The 18,782-nt window shown below is 48.3% G+C and carries 25 protein-coding genes and 1 riboswitch; of the genes, 7 read left to right on the plus strand and 18 right to left on the minus strand.

Going from position 1 to position 18,782, the window contains the following annotated elements; all coding sequences use genetic code 11:
* Positions 1-47 precede the first annotated feature (47 nt).
* Complete coding sequence (locus M1E06_RS14975) at positions 48-2,327, plus strand: ATP-dependent helicase (protein WP_216904240.1); 2,280 nt, start codon at positions 48-50, stop codon at positions 2,325-2,327.
* A gap of 38 nt (positions 2,328-2,365) precedes the next feature.
* Here M1E06_RS14975 and M1E06_RS14980 read toward each other — a convergent pair whose 3' ends face one another.
* The 5 genes from M1E06_RS14980 to M1E06_RS15000 form a co-directional block, all read right to left on the minus strand.
* Positions 2,366-2,623: a stage VI sporulation protein F gene (locus M1E06_RS14980; RefSeq protein ID WP_003180710.1), complete on the minus strand. Its 258-nt coding sequence runs from the start codon at positions 2,621-2,623 to the stop codon at positions 2,366-2,368.
* A gap of 126 nt (positions 2,624-2,749) precedes the next feature.
* The gene (locus tag M1E06_RS14985) at positions 2,750-2,881 is read right to left on the minus strand and encodes a YjcZ family sporulation protein (RefSeq protein ID WP_020450965.1); all 132 of its coding nucleotides are present in this window, start codon (positions 2,879-2,881) and stop codon (positions 2,750-2,752) included.
* A gap of 79 nt (positions 2,882-2,960) precedes the next feature.
* Positions 2,961-3,170, minus strand: coding sequence for a hypothetical protein (locus M1E06_RS14990; RefSeq protein ID WP_020450964.1), 210 nt, complete (start codon positions 3,168-3,170; stop codon positions 2,961-2,963).
* A gap of 83 nt (positions 3,171-3,253) precedes the next feature.
* Positions 3,254-3,379, minus strand: a complete 126-nt coding sequence (locus M1E06_RS14995; protein WP_254926386.1) for a hypothetical protein — start codon at positions 3,377-3,379, stop codon at positions 3,254-3,256.
* A gap of 77 nt (positions 3,380-3,456) precedes the next feature.
* Positions 3,457-3,813 carry a DUF1360 domain-containing protein gene (locus tag M1E06_RS15000; RefSeq protein WP_003180704.1) on the minus strand — a complete coding sequence of 119 codons (357 nt, stop codon included), beginning with the start codon at positions 3,811-3,813 and terminating at the stop codon, positions 3,457-3,459.
* A 147-nt stretch (positions 3,814-3,960) separates the two neighbouring features.
* Here M1E06_RS15000 and M1E06_RS15005 point away from each other — a divergent pair, with 147 nt between their 5' ends.
* From M1E06_RS15005 to M1E06_RS15025, 5 genes are all read left to right on the plus strand, one after another.
* Positions 3,961-4,347 carry a spore coat protein gene (locus M1E06_RS15005; protein ID WP_003180700.1) on the plus strand — a complete coding sequence of 129 codons (387 nt, stop codon included), beginning with the start codon at positions 3,961-3,963 and terminating at the stop codon, positions 4,345-4,347.
* A gap of 48 nt (positions 4,348-4,395) precedes the next feature.
* Complete coding sequence (locus M1E06_RS15010; protein WP_003180698.1) at positions 4,396-4,749, plus strand: hypothetical protein; 354 nt, start codon at positions 4,396-4,398, stop codon at positions 4,747-4,749.
* Positions 4,750-4,816: 67 nt separating this feature from the next.
* Positions 4,817-5,323: a spore coat protein gene (locus M1E06_RS15015; RefSeq protein ID WP_003180696.1), complete on the plus strand. Its 507-nt coding sequence runs from the start codon at positions 4,817-4,819 to the stop codon at positions 5,321-5,323.
* Between the two features lie 132 nt (positions 5,324-5,455).
* Positions 5,456-5,938: a CotY/CotZ family spore coat protein gene (locus tag M1E06_RS15020; RefSeq protein WP_003180694.1), complete on the plus strand. Its 483-nt coding sequence runs from the start codon at positions 5,456-5,458 to the stop codon at positions 5,936-5,938.
* Between the two features lie 150 nt (positions 5,939-6,088).
* A complete protein-coding gene (locus tag M1E06_RS15025) occupies positions 6,089-6,538 on the plus strand; it encodes a CotY/CotZ family spore coat protein (RefSeq protein WP_023856676.1) in 450 nt (149 codons plus the stop codon).
* A gap of 36 nt (positions 6,539-6,574) precedes the next feature.
* Here M1E06_RS15025 and M1E06_RS15030 read toward each other — a convergent pair whose 3' ends face one another.
* The 10 genes from M1E06_RS15030 to M1E06_RS15075 form a co-directional block, all read right to left on the minus strand.
* Positions 6,575-7,054 (minus strand): CotO family spore coat protein, encoded by a 480-nt coding sequence (locus tag M1E06_RS15030; protein ID WP_003180690.1) that lies wholly within the window; start codon positions 7,052-7,054, stop codon positions 6,575-6,577.
* A 102-nt stretch (positions 7,055-7,156) separates the two neighbouring features.
* Positions 7,157-7,933, minus strand: a complete 777-nt coding sequence (gene fabI, locus M1E06_RS15035; RefSeq protein ID WP_003180687.1) for an enoyl-ACP reductase FabI — start codon at positions 7,931-7,933, stop codon at positions 7,157-7,159.
* A gap of 155 nt (positions 7,934-8,088) precedes the next feature.
* Positions 8,089-8,907, minus strand: coding sequence for a bifunctional hydroxymethylpyrimidine kinase/phosphomethylpyrimidine kinase (thiD, locus tag M1E06_RS15040; protein WP_020450959.1), 819 nt, complete (start codon positions 8,905-8,907; stop codon positions 8,089-8,091).
* A gap of 23 nt (positions 8,908-8,930) precedes the next feature.
* Positions 8,931-9,941 carry a thiazole biosynthesis adenylyltransferase ThiF gene (locus tag M1E06_RS15045; RefSeq protein WP_020450958.1) on the minus strand — a complete coding sequence of 337 codons (1,011 nt, stop codon included), beginning with the start codon at positions 9,939-9,941 and terminating at the stop codon, positions 8,931-8,933.
* Positions 9,938-10,705, minus strand: coding sequence for a thiazole synthase (locus tag M1E06_RS15050; RefSeq protein WP_020450957.1), 768 nt, complete (start codon positions 10,703-10,705; stop codon positions 9,938-9,940). Before M1E06_RS15050 ends, M1E06_RS15045 begins: the two co-directional genes overlap by 4 nt.
* A gap of 6 nt (positions 10,706-10,711) precedes the next feature.
* The gene (gene thiS / locus M1E06_RS15055; protein ID WP_020450956.1) at positions 10,712-10,915 is read right to left on the minus strand and encodes a sulfur carrier protein ThiS; all 204 of its coding nucleotides are present in this window, start codon (positions 10,913-10,915) and stop codon (positions 10,712-10,714) included.
* Positions 10,912-12,021: a glycine oxidase ThiO gene (gene thiO / locus M1E06_RS15060; RefSeq protein WP_020450955.1), complete on the minus strand. Its 1,110-nt coding sequence runs from the start codon at positions 12,019-12,021 to the stop codon at positions 10,912-10,914. The genes thiS and thiO overlap by 4 nt, the downstream gene beginning before the upstream one ends.
* Entirely contained in the window at positions 12,005-12,616 is a 612-nt protein-coding gene (tenI, locus tag M1E06_RS15065; protein ID WP_023856672.1) for a thiazole tautomerase TenI, read from the minus strand. Before tenI ends, thiO begins: the two co-directional genes overlap by 17 nt.
* Positions 12,591-13,292 (minus strand): thiaminase II, encoded by a 702-nt coding sequence (gene tenA / locus M1E06_RS15070; RefSeq protein ID WP_023856671.1) that lies wholly within the window; start codon positions 13,290-13,292, stop codon positions 12,591-12,593. Before tenA ends, tenI begins: the two co-directional genes overlap by 26 nt.
* An 83-nt stretch (positions 13,293-13,375) precedes the next feature.
* Positions 13,376-13,484, minus strand: a riboswitch (TPP riboswitch).
* A gap of 59 nt (positions 13,485-13,543) precedes the next feature.
* Positions 13,544-15,388 (minus strand): monovalent cation:proton antiporter family protein, encoded by a 1,845-nt coding sequence (locus M1E06_RS15075; RefSeq protein ID WP_020450952.1) that lies wholly within the window; start codon positions 15,386-15,388, stop codon positions 13,544-13,546.
* Positions 15,389-15,652: 264 nt separating this feature from the next.
* Between M1E06_RS15075 and prpE the strand changes: the two genes are divergently transcribed.
* Positions 15,653-16,393 (plus strand): bis(5'-nucleosyl)-tetraphosphatase PrpE, encoded by a 741-nt coding sequence (gene prpE, locus M1E06_RS15080; RefSeq protein ID WP_020450951.1) that lies wholly within the window; start codon positions 15,653-15,655, stop codon positions 16,391-16,393.
* A gap of 16 nt (positions 16,394-16,409) precedes the next feature.
* On the opposite strand, the gene M1E06_RS15085 is transcribed toward prpE, so the two are convergent.
* Genes M1E06_RS15085 through M1E06_RS15095 form a run of 3 tightly spaced genes read right to left on the minus strand, consistent with a single transcriptional unit; the run spans position 16,410 to position 18,766 of the window.
* A complete protein-coding gene (locus tag M1E06_RS15085) occupies positions 16,410-17,285 on the minus strand; it encodes an RluA family pseudouridine synthase (RefSeq protein ID WP_020450950.1) in 876 nt (291 codons plus the stop codon).
* Positions 17,286-17,311: 26 nt separating this feature from the next.
* Positions 17,312-18,112, minus strand: a complete 801-nt coding sequence (locus M1E06_RS15090; protein WP_023856668.1) for an NAD kinase — start codon at positions 18,110-18,112, stop codon at positions 17,312-17,314.
* An 18-nt stretch (positions 18,113-18,130) separates the two neighbouring features.
* Positions 18,131-18,766 (minus strand): GTP pyrophosphokinase, encoded by a 636-nt coding sequence (locus M1E06_RS15095; protein WP_003180661.1) that lies wholly within the window; start codon positions 18,764-18,766, stop codon positions 18,131-18,133.
* Positions 18,767-18,782 lie beyond the last annotated feature (16 nt).

Raw genomic sequence — 18,782 nt, forward strand, 5'->3', positions numbered from 1 at the left:
TTGTCTCATAACACTAGACGATTACCCATTAATTGGAGGACCTCTTTTTGAAATGCGCCCGATTCAATAACCGAGACATTCATATACATACATATTCGAGAGAACACCTGCAATTCCTCTTTGATGAAGCAAGAAAAGACAGAATCACGTGTAAACATTGCGGCTTGCCTCTCAGACTGAAATTGTCGATTCATGAAGAACCACATTTTTTCCACCGGGAAAACGGGGATTTTTCTCAATGTGAAGCAGCTTGCTTAAACGAGAAGACAGAGCAAACCAGACAGAACGACTATACAGAAAGCGGCGTGTTCCGTCTCCCGAAAGGCAAAGCGATCGGAGAGGAAAAGAAGACGGATGCGGACTTCTGGACGCCGCCTCGCGAAGCTTCCATCCATTTTCCTTTCTCCCCAGCGGAAGAAACGGCCCCGGAACCGGTCTTTCCGAATGTGCCGCTGAATGAGAAACAGCTTGCCGCCGTGACGGCCCCCGAAGAACCCCTTCTCGTTCTGGCCGGCGCGGGAAGCGGAAAAACACGGGTATTAACCGCGCGAGCGGCTTATATGATATCCCGGCTCGATATCCCGCCTTCCGCCATTTTGCTCGTCACATTCACGACAAAAGCCGTGAAAGAAATGAAAGAGCGGATGGCCTCGCAATACGGATTGCCGATGCAGACTGTGAACCGCCTCGTGACAGGCACCTTCCACAGCTTTTTCTACAAAATTCTTTATCACCATGATCCGGCAAGATGGAATGGCGAGCATCTGCTGAAATGGGAATGGCAAAAAGAACAATACATCAAAATGGCCCTTGCCGAAGAAGGGCTTGATGAAAAAGATTTTCCGGTTGATCAGGCGATCCAGCAGATCGGCTACTGGAAGAACGCTTATCTTCCGGGCGAACAGATTCCGCTGGAAGACGAATGGGAAAAGCGGGTTCACCGGCTGTACCGTCAATATGAAGAACAAAAAGCTGCGCGGCGCCAATTCGATTTCGACGATATGGCATCTGCATGCTGGCAGCTGTTTCAAGAACAGCCAGACATTTTAAAACGATATCAGACGCGCTTTCACGCGATTTTGATCGACGAATTTCAGGACATTAACCCTGTTCAGTATGCCATCATCAAGCTGTTGGCGAGCCCGGAAAACAACCTGACCTGTGTCGGGGATGATGACCAGTCAATCTACGCGTTCAGAGGCAGCAGCCCTTCTTTTATACTCGATTTTGAAAAAGATTATCCGAAGGCGAAAACGGTCCGCCTCACGACGAATTACAGATCGAGCCATCCGATTGTGGCAAGCGCTGATATGGTCGTGAGGAAAAATAAAAAGCGTTTTCCGAAAACATTAAGTGCCGCGAGAGATGACCGCCAAAAACCGCTTATATTTTATCCTTATGATGAAGAGGAAGAAGCGATTATGATCGTCTCTGATATCCAAGAAAAAATTGAAATGGGCGCTAAGCCTGATGACTTCGCCATCCTATACCGGACAAACAGCAGCGGGCGCGCAATCTTTGAACGTCTGCACCAGTCAGCTATTCCGTACACGGCTGAACAAGGCGTCCGGTCGTTTTACAGCAGGAGAATCGTCCGGCAGATGCTGGCTTATCTCTACTTATGCCAAAATCAGGATGACGCGGAAGCCGTCAAACAGATTTTACCCGCCCTCTTTCTCAAGCAGTCCGCATTAAATACGCTTAAAGCGCTCTCGATTACCGAAGATTGCACGATGGTTCACGCGCTTGAAAAACTAACCGACATCAAACCGTTTCAGCTTGATAAAATAAAGAAAATCGTTCCTTTTTTCACAGGCTTAAAAACGATGAAACCAGTTGAAGCGATCTCTTTCGCAGAGGAAAAAATGGGATTTTCCGATTACTTGAAAAAGCGCGGTAACGAAGGAAACAAGCTCGAAAAAGGGTCTGACGATCTGCGGGATCTCAAAACAGCGGCAAAAAAATTCAAAACGATCCCCGAATTTCTTGAGCATGTCGATCATATGAGAGCAGCGGAAAAGCAAAAAGCTGACGGATACGGTGTTCAGCTTTTAACAATCCACCGTGCGAAAGGGCTTGAATTCAAAACGGTCTATATCCTGGGGGTGCAGGACGGCTCGATTCCGCATGACTTTGCCCTGGAGACAGCGAGAAAAGGCGACGAAACCGCTCTTGAAGAAGAGCGGAGGCTGCTGTATGTCGCCATGACCCGGGCCGAGGATCGCCTGTATATCAGCGTCCCTTCCGTCAGAAGGGGCAGAACGGCATATCGCTCAAGGTTTTTACAGCCTGTTTTACGCCCGAATCCCCAGGTCCAGCTGCAATAAAAGACACCGTGCCCTCCTTTTATCGGAAGGCGCGGTGTTTATTTTTTGCTGTTCATCATTTTCGCGATCGTGTTGAAATCCATTTTTTCCTTGCCGCTTACAATGGATTCAACAATCTTATCTTCCATTTCCTGCGGAACCCGTTTGTTCGCCAATTTAGCGACGCGCTTAATCACGCTGCGGACCGTTTTTTCATCCTTGAAGTTGGCATTTTGCAGCGAATTTGCGAGCTGCATGACGTCATTCATGCTGACGCCCGTTTTCTTTTCGATGTTTTTGAAAAATTGATTGTCCATACCTATGCCTCCTTTTTGGGAGTGATACGCTATCTTATGCATCTTTGAAAAGCCTTGTGCTTTTCCCGTTCAAAAAGAAGAGGACCCGGCACACATGCCGCCGCCCTCTTCGCTTCAACTCAAAAACTAATATTTAAAAGAAGCGCCGACAATAATGAGAAGAATAAACAAGACAACGATCAATACAAACGTTGAACCATAGCCGCCGCCATAGCCCCCGCTGTAGCCGCCGCCGTAGCCTCCGCCACAAAAGCCCATCTAAAGCACCTCCTTTTCTCTCTACACGATATGACAGTTGATAGGATTCGCTTGGATTGATGCATAGGGCTTCCGTGGATTATTTATAGATGCCCGGCAGACTCACGTCCTCTCCCAGCCATTTTTCAGCATTCTCTGCAAACGCTTCGACCTGCCTGCCGAACTGTTCGGCAGAACGGTCAAATGTCTCCAGTTCCTTCTGCTGCTCAAAGATCACCCGGTCATGGCCGGCTTGCGTTTGATCGTGCTTACGGCATATTGATTCAACCAGCTGTTCAAATACATTCATCGCTTTTCCCCCTTATGATGGTGTATGCATCAGAAGAAAAATTGGCAACAAAAAAACCGGACTGTATCCGGCTTTTTTTGATATTAATAGGTTCTCTTCTTTTTGCCGCATCCGCAGCCTTTTTTCTTCACTTTTTTTGAGAAAGTGGACTGATGATTGCTGGAAGCGTTCGTTAATCGGCCTTGCTGCCTTCTTTTCACTTGTCTCATTGCATTCCTTCCTTTCTCATGCTTATACGCCATTATATGAGTCTTCTTTTCATAAGTTGCCAATGATAAATCCCCATTCAATCGAGCCATTTGGACACGATCGTTTCCAGTACCCCAGCAAGGCCTGCTATGGCAAGCAGAAGAATCAGCCATTCGGCAATGGTCGGAACAAAGGCGTAAAGAACAAGCAAAAACGCGGTACACCACACACCCGTGCACCAATAACAGCTCAACAGCTCGCCGATCCACGCTCTCACGCCTTTTCCTTTCATGACAAGATATGTCTCGGTCTCTCCCGTTTTTTCGTTTTTTTCTTCAACCTCTTCGTGAAACAGGCTTCTAAACGGCGCCATGATCGTATCAAACACGACCAGCCGTGTCAGCCGAAATACCGCGATAGAAAATAGAATATATAAAAGCCAGCTTTGTATCACAGGGCTCCCCCTTTCCTGCTTCCAAATATATGCCGGAACCGCCTTCCCTAAAACAGCAAATTTGGGTGCTGAAATGTATGTTTTCCTCATTCCGCTAAGTTACCGGTCTGCATTTAATAAAGTGTGGATAAGAAAGGAGTGAAAGTTATGTCGTTTCATGAAAAAGCCGAAGCGTTGTACGCAGAAACATTTGACGAATTATACCGGGAATATGACCAGCTCATTGAAGTGATTGATTCCGAACATGTCACTGTAAACACGGCAAACATAACAGCAGCTCTCTCTTTACAAGCCACTGTGATCTCTTTGACGATTTTATCGGCTCAGCTTGCGATCGAAGACGAGGATACAGCAGACATCGTAACAGAACATGTTTTAGCCGTACACAGGCTGCAAAGCAGGAGAAGAGTCATCATCAAAGTCATCGGCAGCCGCAATGTCACCATTACGCTTTCCTCGCTGGAGATCCTGCTTTCCGTCCAAGTTTTAACCGAAGTGCTGATCGCGCTTATCACAGAGCTTGACATACTTTAAGCCTTCCTTTCTTTCTAATATTTTTTGAGAAATTGAGGTGAAAAACAATTGGCAGATCGCGAAAAGCTTAAAGCGGAAGTAAATCCGCTGACAAATACGCTTGTGCAAAATATCCTTAGAAAACACGGCGTTTCAAAAGACAATGTGCGAACGCTGTCTGAGGAAGAAAAAGAAAACATCTTAAAAATACTCGAAGATTTAAAGGCGCAGTCCGAGGCTCTCATCCAGCGGCAGCAGGAAAAGAAGAAAGAAGCGAACAATGAATCATCATCACAATCCGAAGAACGCCCGAGACGAAGAAGAGAACGTTCAGGTAAAAATAAATTAAGAGAAAAGCTGAGACAAAGAAGGCAGCAGGAGAACACCGCCCAAACCGAAGAAAAAAATGGGGATTTGGAGTAGGGTATCTGCCATATACAAGTTCGAGCCTTCAAACATTTAATAATAGTAAATGGAAGGAGGAAAACAAATGGAAACTAGACCATATTCTTGGGTTGCGCTAGATCCAGAATGCGAGCATCCGGGAACTGAGTATTATCCGAGACACCCTAAGAAACACGTTTGTGACGATTACAACTGCAAGTGCGGTAAACACGATGCATTTATCAATCAGGAGCTCGACCAGCTCAACCTGAACAAACAGCTGTCAGATGAGACAATCATCATCAAGGATTCTTGCGATATCCGAGTCTCTACAGAGGATACTCAAGTTGTCGCATCTGTTATGACTGCGGTGCAGACGGCAATTGTTACAATCGTTCTGGCAATCATTGACGATGCTGATCTTGCCGAGCTTGTATCACAAGACTTGCTGCAGGTAACAGCAAACAAGCAAACAAACCGTCAAAAATTAATTATCGACAATTCACGCGATGTCACAGTTACAACAGAAGATACCGATGTCGCCGTCTTGGTCTCTACAGCTGTCCAAACGCTTACCGTTGTTATCGCAACACTTATCGTCGGACTCCTTTAATACAAAAAAGCAGAGCCATCAAGCTCTGCTTTTCTTCATTTTTATAGACGATTACCCACACCAACAAGGGCACGGGTACATATGTTGTTAAAGACTAAAGTCAAATATCCCTATAAAAAGGAGCTGAAATCCATGAGCTGCGGAAAACATCATGGCCGGCATGAAAATTGTGTATGCGATGCAGTAGAACAAATTATAAAAGAACAGGATGCAGTTGAAGAAACATGTCCGACGAGCTGCTTCGGCAATCTGCTGAGTCCGACGGTTTCCGGTAAAGACACCATTCCGTTCCTTTTGTACGACAAAAAAGGCGGTTTATTTTCAACATTTGGAAATGTCGGCGGATTTTCAGATGATATGCAGTGCTTCGAATCGATTTTCTTCCGGGCAGAAAGTCTAAAAGATTGCTGTGCAACGCTTTCAATCCTGAGGCCTGTGGACATAAACGGCGACACATTAAGCGTCTGCCATCCTTGTGACCCTGACTTTTTCGGGCTTGAGAAAACGGACTTTTGCATCGAGGTTGACTTGACTTGTTTCTGCGCGATTCAATGTCTGTCACCTGAACTAGTTGATCGCGCAGCAGACAAAAAACACAATCAGCACCACGGTTAAAAGGTGTCGGACTGCATCAAGCCGGCCGTTATAATCGGCTTGATGCCAGTCTTTTCACGAAAGCTGCCGGCTTTCGGCAGCTCCTTTTACCAATAGAAAAGCCAGGCCGAAAAATGAATTTTTAAATCCTGAACTAGGAGGGATCATAACATGACGAAATGTTCAGCCGAAAACTGCGTGTGCGAAGCCGTTGAAAACATTCACGATCTGCAAAACGCCATTGAGGAAGAAGGCTGCCCGACAAGCTGTTTCAGCAACCTGCTTTCCCCTTCGAGACACTTAGGCGACACCATTCCGTTTATTTTATACACTTCAAAGTCTAAGCCGTTCGTAGCCTTTGGAAATGTCGGAGAGCTTCAGGCAGGCCCTTGCTTCAGCACCGTGTTTTTCAGAGTTGAAAAGATTGACGACTGCTGCGCTACATTGAGACTGTTGATTGCCTTTGATGAAAATCGCCGCGTTCTCGATTTCACAGAAGATAAAGACAAAATTTGCGATGTGTTCCGCTTGGAAAAAACAAATTTCTGCATTGAAGTGGATCTGGAATGCTTCTGTGCGATCGAATGCTTAAATCCGCAACTGATCAATCGTTCAAATTAAAAAGTCCCTGAATCGGGACTTTTTTTATCGTGTAATTTAAAAGCCAAGCGGGTGCAAGGAAGTAATACTCTCGATTTGCAGTTCCGCCGGAGCCCCTTTGCTCGACGTTTTGACAAATACGGAACCGCCTTTCTTTCCGGCGATCGTTCCTCTGTATGTCTTCCCGTCTGCTTCAATGAGGCAAAGAGTTTTCGGCATATTGCCGGGAAGGCTTGCCAAAAAGTCGATTTTCTCGGCGATGGTCATCTTGCTGAGCGGCTTTTTAATCGGTTTGACTCCTTTTTCGGACCGATTCGCCTCATCGCTAAGCACCGCTTCGGCGCCGTCCTTTTCGTCTGGCCGGACGGCTTCATCCTGCTGTTCCTTTCGCCGGGCTTTTTGTTCGGAAGCGTCGGGTTTTGCTTTCTTCTTTCTTTTAATCAGAATATCCTGCATGTTCGCTTCTGCCTTATCATAGTCCGGCTGCACAATATACATGAGCGGCTTTTGCTCCGCATCGTTTTTTCTGCTAGACATCTTGATCCCTCCGATCTGTTCATGGTATATCTATATGCAAAAAAGGAGAAATCAGAAGAAAAGAAAAAGCAATCCTTTAACGGATTGCTTTTTAGCGTTATGTTATCGCGCGATGATATGATAGCCTGAATCAACATGCAGGTTTTCGCCGGTCATACCGCGGGAAAGGTCGCTGAACAGGAAAGCAGCCGTGTCGCCGACTTCTTCCGGAGTCGTCGTGCGGCGAAGCGGTGCGCGTTCTTCGATTTCTTTTAAAATCGAGTTGAAGTCGCTGATTCCTTTTGCGGACAATGTCCGGATCGGCCCTGCGGAAATGCTGTTGACGCGGATTCCGTCTTTTCCGAGATCGCTCGCCAAGTATTTGACGCTGGCATCAAGTGATGCTTTCGCAACACCCATGACATTGTAGTTGGATACAACGCGCTCGCCGCCAAGGTATGTCAGCGTGACGATGCTTCCGCCTTCAGTCATAATGCCGCGCGCCGCTTTAGCGACCGCTGTCAGTGAGTAAGAGCTGATATTGTGTGCGAGCAGAAAACCGTCGCGGGTGGTATTTAAGTATTCTCCAGCCAAGTCTTCTTTGTTTGCGAAAGCGATGCAGTGTGCAATGCCGTGGATGACCCCGACTTCTTTTTTGATGTCGGCGAAGCACGCTTCAATTTCCTGGTCATTTGTGACATCACAAGGAAGTACGATTGAATCGTTCCGCTCCAAAGAATCGGCCAGCTCCTTGACCGATTTTTCAAGCCGCTCACCCGCATACGTAAAAATCAGTCTTGCGCCTGCATTGTGAAGCGAGCGGGCGATTCCCCAAGCGATGCTTCGTTTATTTGCTACACCCATGACGACGATATTCCGGCCTTCCAGTGATAAATTCATATGTATGAAATCCTCCTAATGATTAACATTTTATTAGTACCTGATCATAATATATAGTATCACAATTAATAGCAGGCTGACAATTTCAGAATATAAAAAGCGGCAGAGACCGTTTTTGATGTCTGCCGCGATATTAATTCATTTTTATTGCGGGACTACAGTTCCAACCCTGCATTGGATATCTTTTGATATGCAAAATGGTTGGTCGGTCCGTGGCCGGCTCCGAAATCAAGGCTGTGTGCAACCGCTTCGTGGACGAAAGCCTCAGCGATGCTGAAAGCTCCTTGAATGCCGTTTCCTTTCGCTGTTTGCGCGGTAAGAGCGGCGGCAAATGTGCAGCCTGTTCCATGGGTATTTTTCGTCTTAATATAGGTGTTCGTTTTTTCCGTGAACACCTCTCCATCGAAGAGGAGATCGGTTACTTTGCCATCCTCGGGCTGATGCCCTCCCTTGATGATAATGTTGCGGACGCCCATTTCATGCAATTCACGAGCCGCTTTTTTGCGGTCTTCCATTGTTTGAATGCTTCTCCCTGTCAGCACTTCGGCTTCGGGTATGTTCGGCGTTACCGCATAAGCAAGCGGAAGCAAGTGCCGTTTCAATGTTTCAACTGCTTCCTCATTCAATAGTGAAGCGCCGCCTTTGGCGATCATGACAGGATCGACAATCACACGTTTAAGCTCGTATGTTGCAATTTTTTCAGCAATGACCTCAATCATCTCCGCGCTCCACAGCATCCCTGTTTTCACGGCGTCAGGTTTTAAATCTTCCGCCACTGCATCAATCTGCGTGCCGAGTGCTTCCGGAGATAGCGGGTAGACGCCGTGAACCCCTGTTGTATTTTGCGCAGTGACCGCTGTCAAAGCCGTCATGCCAAAGACGCCAAGCTCCTGAAATGTTTTAATGTCGGCTTGAATGCCGGCGCCGCCTCCTGAATCCGACCCGGCGATTGTTAATGCTTTGTATATGCTCATGATGTTTGCACTCCCTTCGGCCTTTAGCCAATCCACCTGTGATATATCGTTTTCGCGCGATTGATATCGTTCGTTCCGTGAATCAAAGCGCGTCCGTCCCGAAAAATCACGAACTTAAAATCCTCCGTACGGCAAGATAATAAATAAGGATTTCCCGTCACATCCAAACCGGCTTTTTTTAATCTGGCGGCAAGCGGCTCCAGCTCCGGCGGCTGTTCCGCGGCCGGCCTGATCTGAACCGTTTGTCTGCCGCAAAGAACGGCTGCTTTTGTTTCGTTTTCAGCTGAAAGAAACGGAAACTCGCCTTTTCCGCACGTCGGACACGAGCCATGTTTAAGCGCGTCAGCCCGGACTTCAGAGCGCTCATTTGTCCAAATATCAAATGAGCGAAGCATTCCTGACGGTTCATGCCCTGTCAGCAGCTTCAGGGCATCTGTTACCTGGTAAGCGGCAACCTGCTGAACAACCGGACCGATCACCCCTGCTGTGTCGCACGTCATGGTATTCGCGGGCAAATGCCCCAAAAGACAGTGAAGGCACGGCGTTTTCCCCGGAATGACGGTATATGTGATGCCATAGCTTGCGACACACGCGCCGTACAGAAAAGGGATGCCTAACTTGACCGCCGCATCGTTCATGATCAGCCGCGTTTCAAAATTATCGGTCGCATCGACGATCAGGGACGCTTTCTCCGCAAGCTCGAGCGCTTTTTCCGCGGTAACATCTGCTACAATGCCGGTCACTTGAACAGAGCTGTTGATCAGGCGCAGCCTTTTTTCGGCAGCGGCTGCCTTTGGCATATGATCAACCACATCCTGTTCCGTATAGAGCTGCTGGCGCTGGAGATTGCTCCATTCCACATAATCCCTGTCGGCAATCGTCAGCGAACCGACTCCGGCCCTCACCAGCATTTCTGCGCTGGCCGCGCCCAATGCCCCCGCACCGATCACCAGGACGCGGGCGCGACTTAATTTTTCCTGGCCGTCCGGTCCGATCGGGTGAAAAAGCTCCTGTCTTGAATACCTGCCAGTCAAATCGTCAACTTCCCTTCTTCAGGACTGCTGGCGATGCCGTAGTTCTTTTCCGGAATTCGTCCGGCAAGGTATCCGAGTCTGCCTGCTTCAACGGCGAGTTTCATAGCCTTCGCCATTTGGACCGGATCTTTCGCCCCGCTCACTGCCGTGTTCAAAAGCACTCCGTCAGCGCCGAGTTCCATTGCGTATGCCGCATCTTTCGGAGAACCGATTCCGGCATCCACGATTACGGGAACCTTAGCCTGTTCAATGATGAACGACAGGTTAAGCGGATTGACGATTCCCTGTCCCGAACCGATTGGAGAGGCCCCGGGCATAATGGCGTGTACGCCGAGCTCTTCAAGCTTTCTCGCAAGGACGACATCGTCCGATGTATACGGCAGCACAATGAAGCCTTCTTCAAGCAAGGCTTCTGACGCCTTCAGCGTTTCTACCGGGTCAGGCAGAAGCGAACGGTCACAGCCGATCACTTCGACTTTGATCATGTCGCAAAGACCGCTCGCTTTAGCAAGCTTGGCGATCCGGACGGCTTCCTCAGCCGTTTTTGCTCCGGCCGTATTCGGCAAAAGCGTATAACGGCTTAAATCAAGCTGCTCCAAAAAATTAGGCTGAGACTCTTCAAAAATATTCATCCGTCTGACGGCAAAGGTCAGGATCTCCGATTCAGATGCACTGACAGCCTCTTTTTGAATTTCAAATGACGGATACTTCCCTGTGCCGAGCAATAATCTTGATGAGAATTGACGATCTGCGATTTTTAACATAACGGTTTATCCCCCTCCGACAAAATGAACGATTTCGATGACATCGTGTTCTTCCAGTTTGACTGTTTGATATTGGTCTTTTCCGATAATCTGCCTGTTTCTTTCAACAACGACAACACGATTTTCCAAACTGTAGGATGCGAGCAAATCGTAAATCGTGCCGCCGTCATCTCTCCACTCTATTTTCCGGCCGTTGAGCTGAATGTTCACCTGTGCACAGCCTCCTTTCGCTCCGCTTTAAACGCCTCGGCCCACTCTGTTTTGACCGGATTGCCGAGGATCATGTCAGCTATCATCTCACCGGTTGCAGGTGCCAGGAGGATGCCGTTTCTGAAATGTCCGGCAGCAAACAATATCCGGTCATTTTCAGGGTGTCTGCCGATATATGGATTGCCATCCCCTGTTTCCGGGCGCAATCCGGCCCAGCATTGGTCGATGTTCATGGATTCAATGTCAGGGAGCATCGACTTGGCCTTTCGGATCAACTCCTCGATTCCGCCAAGTTCCGGCTGTTCATTCCAATCCCCGGGCTTCATTGTCGCGCCGACGACAAGCTTTCCGCTATGGCGCGGAACGATGTAGCAATGATCATGGTAAAGCGTCCTCGTCAAAGGGATGCCGTCATTCCACACAGACAGGCACTCCCCTTTGACAGGATAAAAGCTTTTGTCTATGCCGATCTGTTTAAAGAAAGCACCGCTCCACACACCGCTTGCAATGACAACGTGCTCCGCCTCCGCGGTGCATGAAGCAGCAGTGACGCGGACGGCCCCCGCTTCAGATTCGATCGATAAAACGGGGGTAAACTCGAAGACCTCGGCACCGAGAATCCGGGCCCCCCTGGCAAATGCCCTGCACACTGCGGCCGGTTCGACATGGATGTCGTCCCGAATGAAATTAGCGCCGAGAATCCCTTTTCCGGCATGCGGTTCCAGCTCATATACTTCAGCGGCTTCAAGCCATTCCACTGAATCCAGTGCAGCCATTTGCATCAGGTGTTCGCGGTCGCTTTCTGAAAATGCCAGCTTTAATATCCCTCCGTCATGCTTTCTGATATCGATGCCGCTTAAGTCTTTCAATTCGCCCGTCAGCCGCTGATAGGCTTTTTGGCTGGCTCTGGCAAATTCGAAAAAGGTACCGGGTTTATCGCATTCCGCATGGGCGCCGAGCATGCCCGCCGCCGCGCTCGTCGCTTTTTTGCCGACTTCTCCGCTTTCAAACACGGCCGTTTTTTTCCCCGCTTTCGCAAGATGGTAAGCGATGGATGTCCCGATGATGCCTCCGCCGATCACGATCGTATCATAGCGCTTTCTCATATGAATCTCCCTTCGCGAGACAGGCAAGCCGCGCGGCCGCCTCATCCGGTCTGTCATGAGAAAAGATCCCCGACATCACGGCGATGCCGTCTGCCATTTTGACTTCCGCCAGTCGTTGTTCGGTAATACCCCCGATCGCAATGACCGGAATGCGGACAGCCGCCTTCACTTCAGCCAGACTGAGAGCTCCTCTTCCTTTCCGGCCCTTTTTACAGTCCGTTTCAAAAATGTGGCCGAACAGCACATAATCTGCACCTTCAGTTTCAGCCTGAACCGCTTCTTCTGGCGAATGGACGGACTTTCCGATTTTCAAATGCGGAAAACGGCTCCTCACACTTTTGACGGAAAAGCCGTGTGAAGGCAGCTGAACCCGGTGAATGTGATGAAACAAAGCGATATCCACCCTGTCGTTGATGATCAGTTTCCGCTTATCAACCCCTTCTTCGGCAAGGCGGTCGATTAAACTTGATATTTCACTTACTTTTTTTGATCTTTCCCTGATATGGATAAAGTCAACGGCATTTTGAATCGAGATGATTTTTGCAGCAAGCTCTTCCACAGAGTGCTTGTCATCGGTGATCGCGTGCAGATGCAAGCTGATCCACCCCGCTTTTTGACCAGCTTTCTTTTTGGTAGGCCATATCCCAGAAGCTGTATTCGTAGAAGCTGGAGATGACGAAGTTCTCCTTCATCTTCGCGCGCGTTTTCTCATCGGCGTTTTCAGCCAGCTCATCGAAGCGGTTGATCTGTTCTGTCACAAGTTCTTTAAACCAGTCGCCTCCGTATGTCGCGATCCATTCCTGATAAACCGCGCTGTCAGGCCTGCACGTTTTTAACGTCTCACCGACGTCATAATAGAGCCAATAGCAAGGAAGCAAAGCGGCCAGTATTTCCGCAAAACTGCCGCTCACGACAGAACGGTACATATGCGATGTGTACGCATACGCTGTCGGCGACGGCTGAAACGACTCCAGTTCTTCCTTTGTGATTCCCAATAGATCGGTGAATTTCCTATGGAGCGACATCTCGGCTTCATATGTGCCTTTCGCGTGTTCAGCCATCCGGCTTGTCGTATATAAATCGCGAGCATATGCCGCACCAAAGGATTGGACTTTGGCAAAGTGGGTCAAATAGTAGGAATCCTGCATGACATAGTATTTAAATCGATCAACCGGAAGTGTGCCGTCTCCAATCCCTTGAATAAACGGATGGACAAAACTGCCTTCCCACCATTTTGCAGCGCTGTTTCGGCATTCTTCTGAAAACTTCATTTCGAGGCTCCTCCTTCGATTCTGAACATAAAAAAACCACTTTCCCGCAAGGAAAGTGGTTTGGAATTTGCATAAATACATACTCAAATACCGTGCCACTTCCCTACGCAGGTTTGAACCTGTTCAGGTTATGAGGGTCTAAAAGTCACACTTTTATCTCAGCCCTTATCAAGGACTCCCCTAGTGGAAAACATTTCTTGTTCATTCAGTTTATACTTTTATCTTATCACGAATTGCAAAATGGTCAAGCATCAGTCTCCAAGCGTTTTTCTCAATTCCGCAATATATTCGCGCGAACCGGTGGCGATCAGCCTGTCACCCAATTGCAGCCTTGTATCCCCGTGGGGCACGATGCTGTCCACCCCGCGGAAAATTCGGACGAAGATAACATCTCCCGTAAACGGAAACTCCCTTAACAGAACACCGTCAAATCGCTCATTGCTCATATTGATCTGATACAGCGACGCATCCTGGTTCGTCAGGAGTTTCATAACGCCAGGCGCCTCGATAAGCGCGCGCAGCAGCGTTTTTGTAGAAAGCAGAATAGAGAATGTATCAATTCCGTTATCTTTCAGTCTGGATTCGGCGTCTGGAGAATCTGCGCTGGCGATAATTCTCGCGACTTTCTGCTCCTTCGCAAAAAGTGCGATCCCTGTATTGCGCTCTTCGCTGCCAGTGGCCACGACGAGTATATCCGTTTGGAAAACGCCGAATGATTGAAGCGTCTCGTATTCATAATCAGGCAAAACTTCAACATCAAACACCGGGTCCGCCAGATTTTCTTCCTTTTTTTCCTGCCGGACATGCAGGATTCTGACGTGATAATCTTCCGGAGAAAGTTCGAGCGTGACTGGCAGCGTCATTTGATTTGCGCCGATAAAGGTGATCGTCTTTTTCTCTTTTTCGCTTTCCGTTTTCGGCATTAATTTTTTAAAGCCGGTCGGTGTGATGATGCATGTAATGACAGCGACCAGAATCAGCGCGCCGGACATCTGCGCGTCAATCACGCCGATGCGCTCGCCGATCGTTGTCGCCGCGATCACCAAAGAAAGCGTGGAAGTCAGGAGAAAACCGGAAGCCAGCACGGTTTTCATGTCATACCACTTTTTCAAAAACAGCACCGGAACGACTTTGCTGATTAACAGAGCCACAAACAGAAGCGGGATCATCACTAAAATTTTCGGATTGCCAAACAGTGACCAAATGTCCAATTTGACGCCTGTCATCACAAAGAAGATCGGGATGAGGAATCCGTATCCGAATGAATCGAGCTGCTGAACGAGCTCCTTGTTCGGCGAAAGCAGCGAAACAAGCACCCCGGCCAAAAACGCGCCAAGTATGTTTTCTGCACCGAGCGACTCGGACAGCGCCACAAGTACGATGATCAGCGTAAATATCGCCCTTGTGCCGATCTGGATCGTTCCTTTTGACAGCACTTCGACAAAAGGCCGCTTTTTAAATATCCTTCCGAACAGGTATAAAACGACGCCGGCGGCAAATAAGATCATCAGCAGCCACATATTGCTGTTTTCGTCCCCGTAGATTGAGGCGAACACTGCAAGCAGAATCATCGTGACAAGATCGGCAATGACGGCGACAAGCAAAATAATCTGGCCGATATTTGTCTTCATGAGACGCTCTTCTTTCAGCGTCGGAACGACAACCCCGAGCGAAATTGTCGAAATGATCAGCGTCATTAAAAAGGCGTTGTCAATAAATCCTGCCATGACAAAGCTGTAAGAAAGGCCGAGCGATAAAATAAAGACGGCAATAAAGATGACCGAAGCCGTTTTAAATGTATTCGGCGCTTCCTTTCCGCTTGGAAGCAGCTGCTTTTTCTTTCCTTTTTCAAATGCGGAAAAATCGATTTCAAGCCCGCTTAAAAACATTAAAAAGATAAATCCGAGCATCGATAAAGTTTCGAGCCATGTATCGTGCTGGGCGACCAGATCGAACCCGCTTTTTCCGATAATAAGACCCATGATAATTTCAGCGACAACCACCGGTATGCTTAACCTGAAACGGTGCAGCAGGATGGGCGTTAAAAATGCGATAATCAGTACGACAACTAAAGATGAGACAGATGTGTGCTCCATAAACTGGTACCTCCTCTAAAACCGGTTTCCGGGTATGATTAGCGTTCCCTTTTTTAAAAATAAAAGGGACATCTTTTTAGACATTTTCATGTGGGAAAAGAACCGTCTGAACTCTTTTCTCACAGGTGTAAAAATCGATTTTAACAATGCTCGCTCAGAAAAAAAAGTAATATGCCTGATTTTCTCCGGTGAAAGTCGCTGAAGCTTGATTTATATATGGACTGGGCAATGTATATACATACGCAGACAGGAGGCAGAAAACGCATGAAATATGATGTAATCGGCGATATTCACGGGTGCTATGACGAAATGATTGCGCTGATTGAAAAGCTCGGTTACTCGCTGTCATCGGGGTTTCCCGTTCATCCGGAAAACAGAACACTTGTCTTTCTCGGGGATTTAACAGACAGAGGGCCAAAATCGCTGGAGGTCGTTGAATTTGTAGGACGGGCCGTTGAAGAAGGAGCTGTGCGATATGTGCCCGGCAATCACTGCAATAAGCTGTACCGTTTTTTCAAAGGCAATCCGGTGAAGCTGCAGCACGGGCTGGAGACGACGGCGGCGGAATACAGAAACCTTCCGAAACATAAACAGAAGGATATCAGAGACCTTTTCATGCGCCTTTATGAAAACGCCCCGCTTTATGAGATCCTGCATAACGGCGAACTTGTCGTCGCACATGCCGGCATCAAAGCGGAAGACATCGGCAAAAAGCCTGTCGGAAAAGTAAAACAGTTTGTGCTATACGGAGATATTACAGGAGAAACGCTGCCTGACGGACGGCCGGTCAGGCGGGACTGGGCCGCTCATTACAAAGGCGATCCGTGGGTGGTGTACGGCCACACTCCTGTCAAACGTCCGCGAATGATACATCATACGATCAATATCGATACCGGTTGTGTATTCGGCAACAGGCTGACCGCTTTCAGATACCCCGAACTGACAACCGAATCTGTCCCCTCTTCATTGCCTTATGATGAGTCAAGATTCCGTATGGAGCCATAAAAAAAGAGAGCTTAATTCAGCTCTCTATCAACTGACTCATATCATGCGGAACCGGCGCTTGAAACGTCAGCTCTTCCATTGTGAAGGGATGAAAAAACGTCAGCGTCTCACTGTGGAGCGCCTGCCGATTGATGAAGCCGCGGGTTCCTCCGTACAGCGTATCACCGCACAAAGGATATCCGATATGACTCATGTGAACTCGGATCTGATGGGTTCTCCCGGTTTCCAGACGGATGGAGACATCCGTCATACCGCTGAAGCGCCTGTTCACCCAAAAATGCGTCACCGCTTTTTGCCCGTCGGGGATCACCGCACGCTCGATGATGCTCGATGATTTTCTGCCGATTGGCGCATCGATCGTTCCCTGCTCTTCTGCGATCAAACCGTGGACGACCGCCCGATATTGCCGTTTGACGGCTCCCTTTTTTTGCAGTCCCGATAAAAGCGAGTGGGCGAAGCGGTGCTTGGCTACAAGCATGACACCCGATGTGTCGCGGTCAAGCCTGCTCACCAGGTGAACGGTCGCGCGGACGCCCGTCCGCTGGTAATAATGAATCAGACCGTTCGCCAAGCTGCCTGATGGATGCTCGCGCGAGGGAATCGACGACAGGCATGGCTGTTTATTTAATACGAGGACATGGTCATCTTCGAACAAAATATCAAGCGGAATTTCTTCCGGGCGCAAAGATTCGCTCATTTTTTCCGGAGGGAACTGTATGACGAGCTCGTCCCCTTTTTGAAGAACGTATCTGACCGTTACATGCCCGCCGTTTACCAAAAGATCCCCGCCGCCGAATTTGATGTCCGTCAGCATCCTTTTTGAAATGCCCAGTCGCTGGACGTATTCTTTCAAAAGAACCCCGCTGTCCTCTTCTGTTATGATCTGTTTCATCAAAAAATCGCTCACAGCAAACCTTCCTATTCTCCTTTTCCGATAAAGGAATCCTGGACCCTTTTCCAAAACGGAAACGGCCGAAAGCGGGCAAACCTGATATTTTCGTTTGCGACGCGGCATTGAATTGACTTGACGTCTTTATGCAGCAATGTCAAATGGTCAATCGCGACTTGAAACGTCACATCATTAATCGGTTTAATTAAACAAGTGTGGTGCTCAGGCAGAATGAGCGGCGATCCGACCGTCCGAAACACCCGGTTGTTGATCGACGCCATTTCAGCCAGCTGGACCGCTCTGATGGACGGATGAATAATCGCACCGCCGAGCGCCTTGTTATATGCCGTGCTTCCCGATGGGGTCGATAAGCAAAGGCCGTCGCCGCGGAACGTTTCGAAAAGTTCCCCTTTAATTTCGACATCTGTCACAAGCGTCCCTTCGATGCTCTTGATCGTACATTCGTTCAGCGCCAAATATCTCGCTTCATCGCTGCCGTCATTGTAGCGGACGATAACTTCCAAAACCGGATATTCAACAATTTGATACGGCGTTTTCGCAATCGCGATTACGAGTTTTTCAATCTCGGTCGGCACCCAGTCGGCATAAAAGCCGAGATGTCCTGTATGAACCCCGACAAAGGCCGTTTTGTCGAGGCGGCCGCTGTATTTGTGAAATGCGTATAAAAGCGTTCCGTCACCGCCGACGGAAATGACGATATCCGGCTCTTCTTCATCGCATTCAAGACCGAAGTCGAGCAGATATGTTTGAATTTTGCTTTTTAATGAATCGGAAACATCATTTCCTTTGGACGATACCGCAAACTTCATCATTCCATCTCCTTTCCCCTAACCGTCATCCTCATCCTTTTTCTTGCGTGAAAATGCCACGTGAGCCTCCTGAATCTCGCCCCTGATCTCGGACATTTCCATATCGAGCCTTGATGCTGCTTCAGAAGCTCTTTGAAGCCTTAATTTTACTTTTTCCGGAATGTTGCCGCTGTATTTATAATTTAAAGAATGTTCGATTGTCGCCCAAAAATTCATCGCCAGCGTCCGGATTTGAATTTCAACCAAAATCTGTTTTTCCCCGTTGATTGTCTGCAAAGGGTACAGCACGACGAGGTGGTAGGAGCGGTAGCCGCTCTCTTTATGTTCCGCGATATAGTCGCGCTTATCCACGACCGTGAAGTCCTTTCTCGCCAGAAGCATATCGACGACAATGCGAATATCCTCAAAAAATTGGCACATGATTCTGAGCCCGGCAATATCTTGCATGCTTTCAATGTTGTGCAGAGGAATGTTTTTCCGCTTGGCCTTCTCAAGAATACTCGGAACAGGCTTCACCCGCCCTGTCACGAATTCGATCGGCGAATGTTCCTCCTCGTATTCGTAAAGGGTCCGGATCCCTTTCAGCTTCACTTTCAACTCTTCAACAGCCTGCCGGTACGGCGCTAAAAATTGCTCCCATTGTTTTTCGTCCATAAACCTTCCCCCAATT

The organism is Bacillus sp. AK124 (assembly GCF_053903085.1).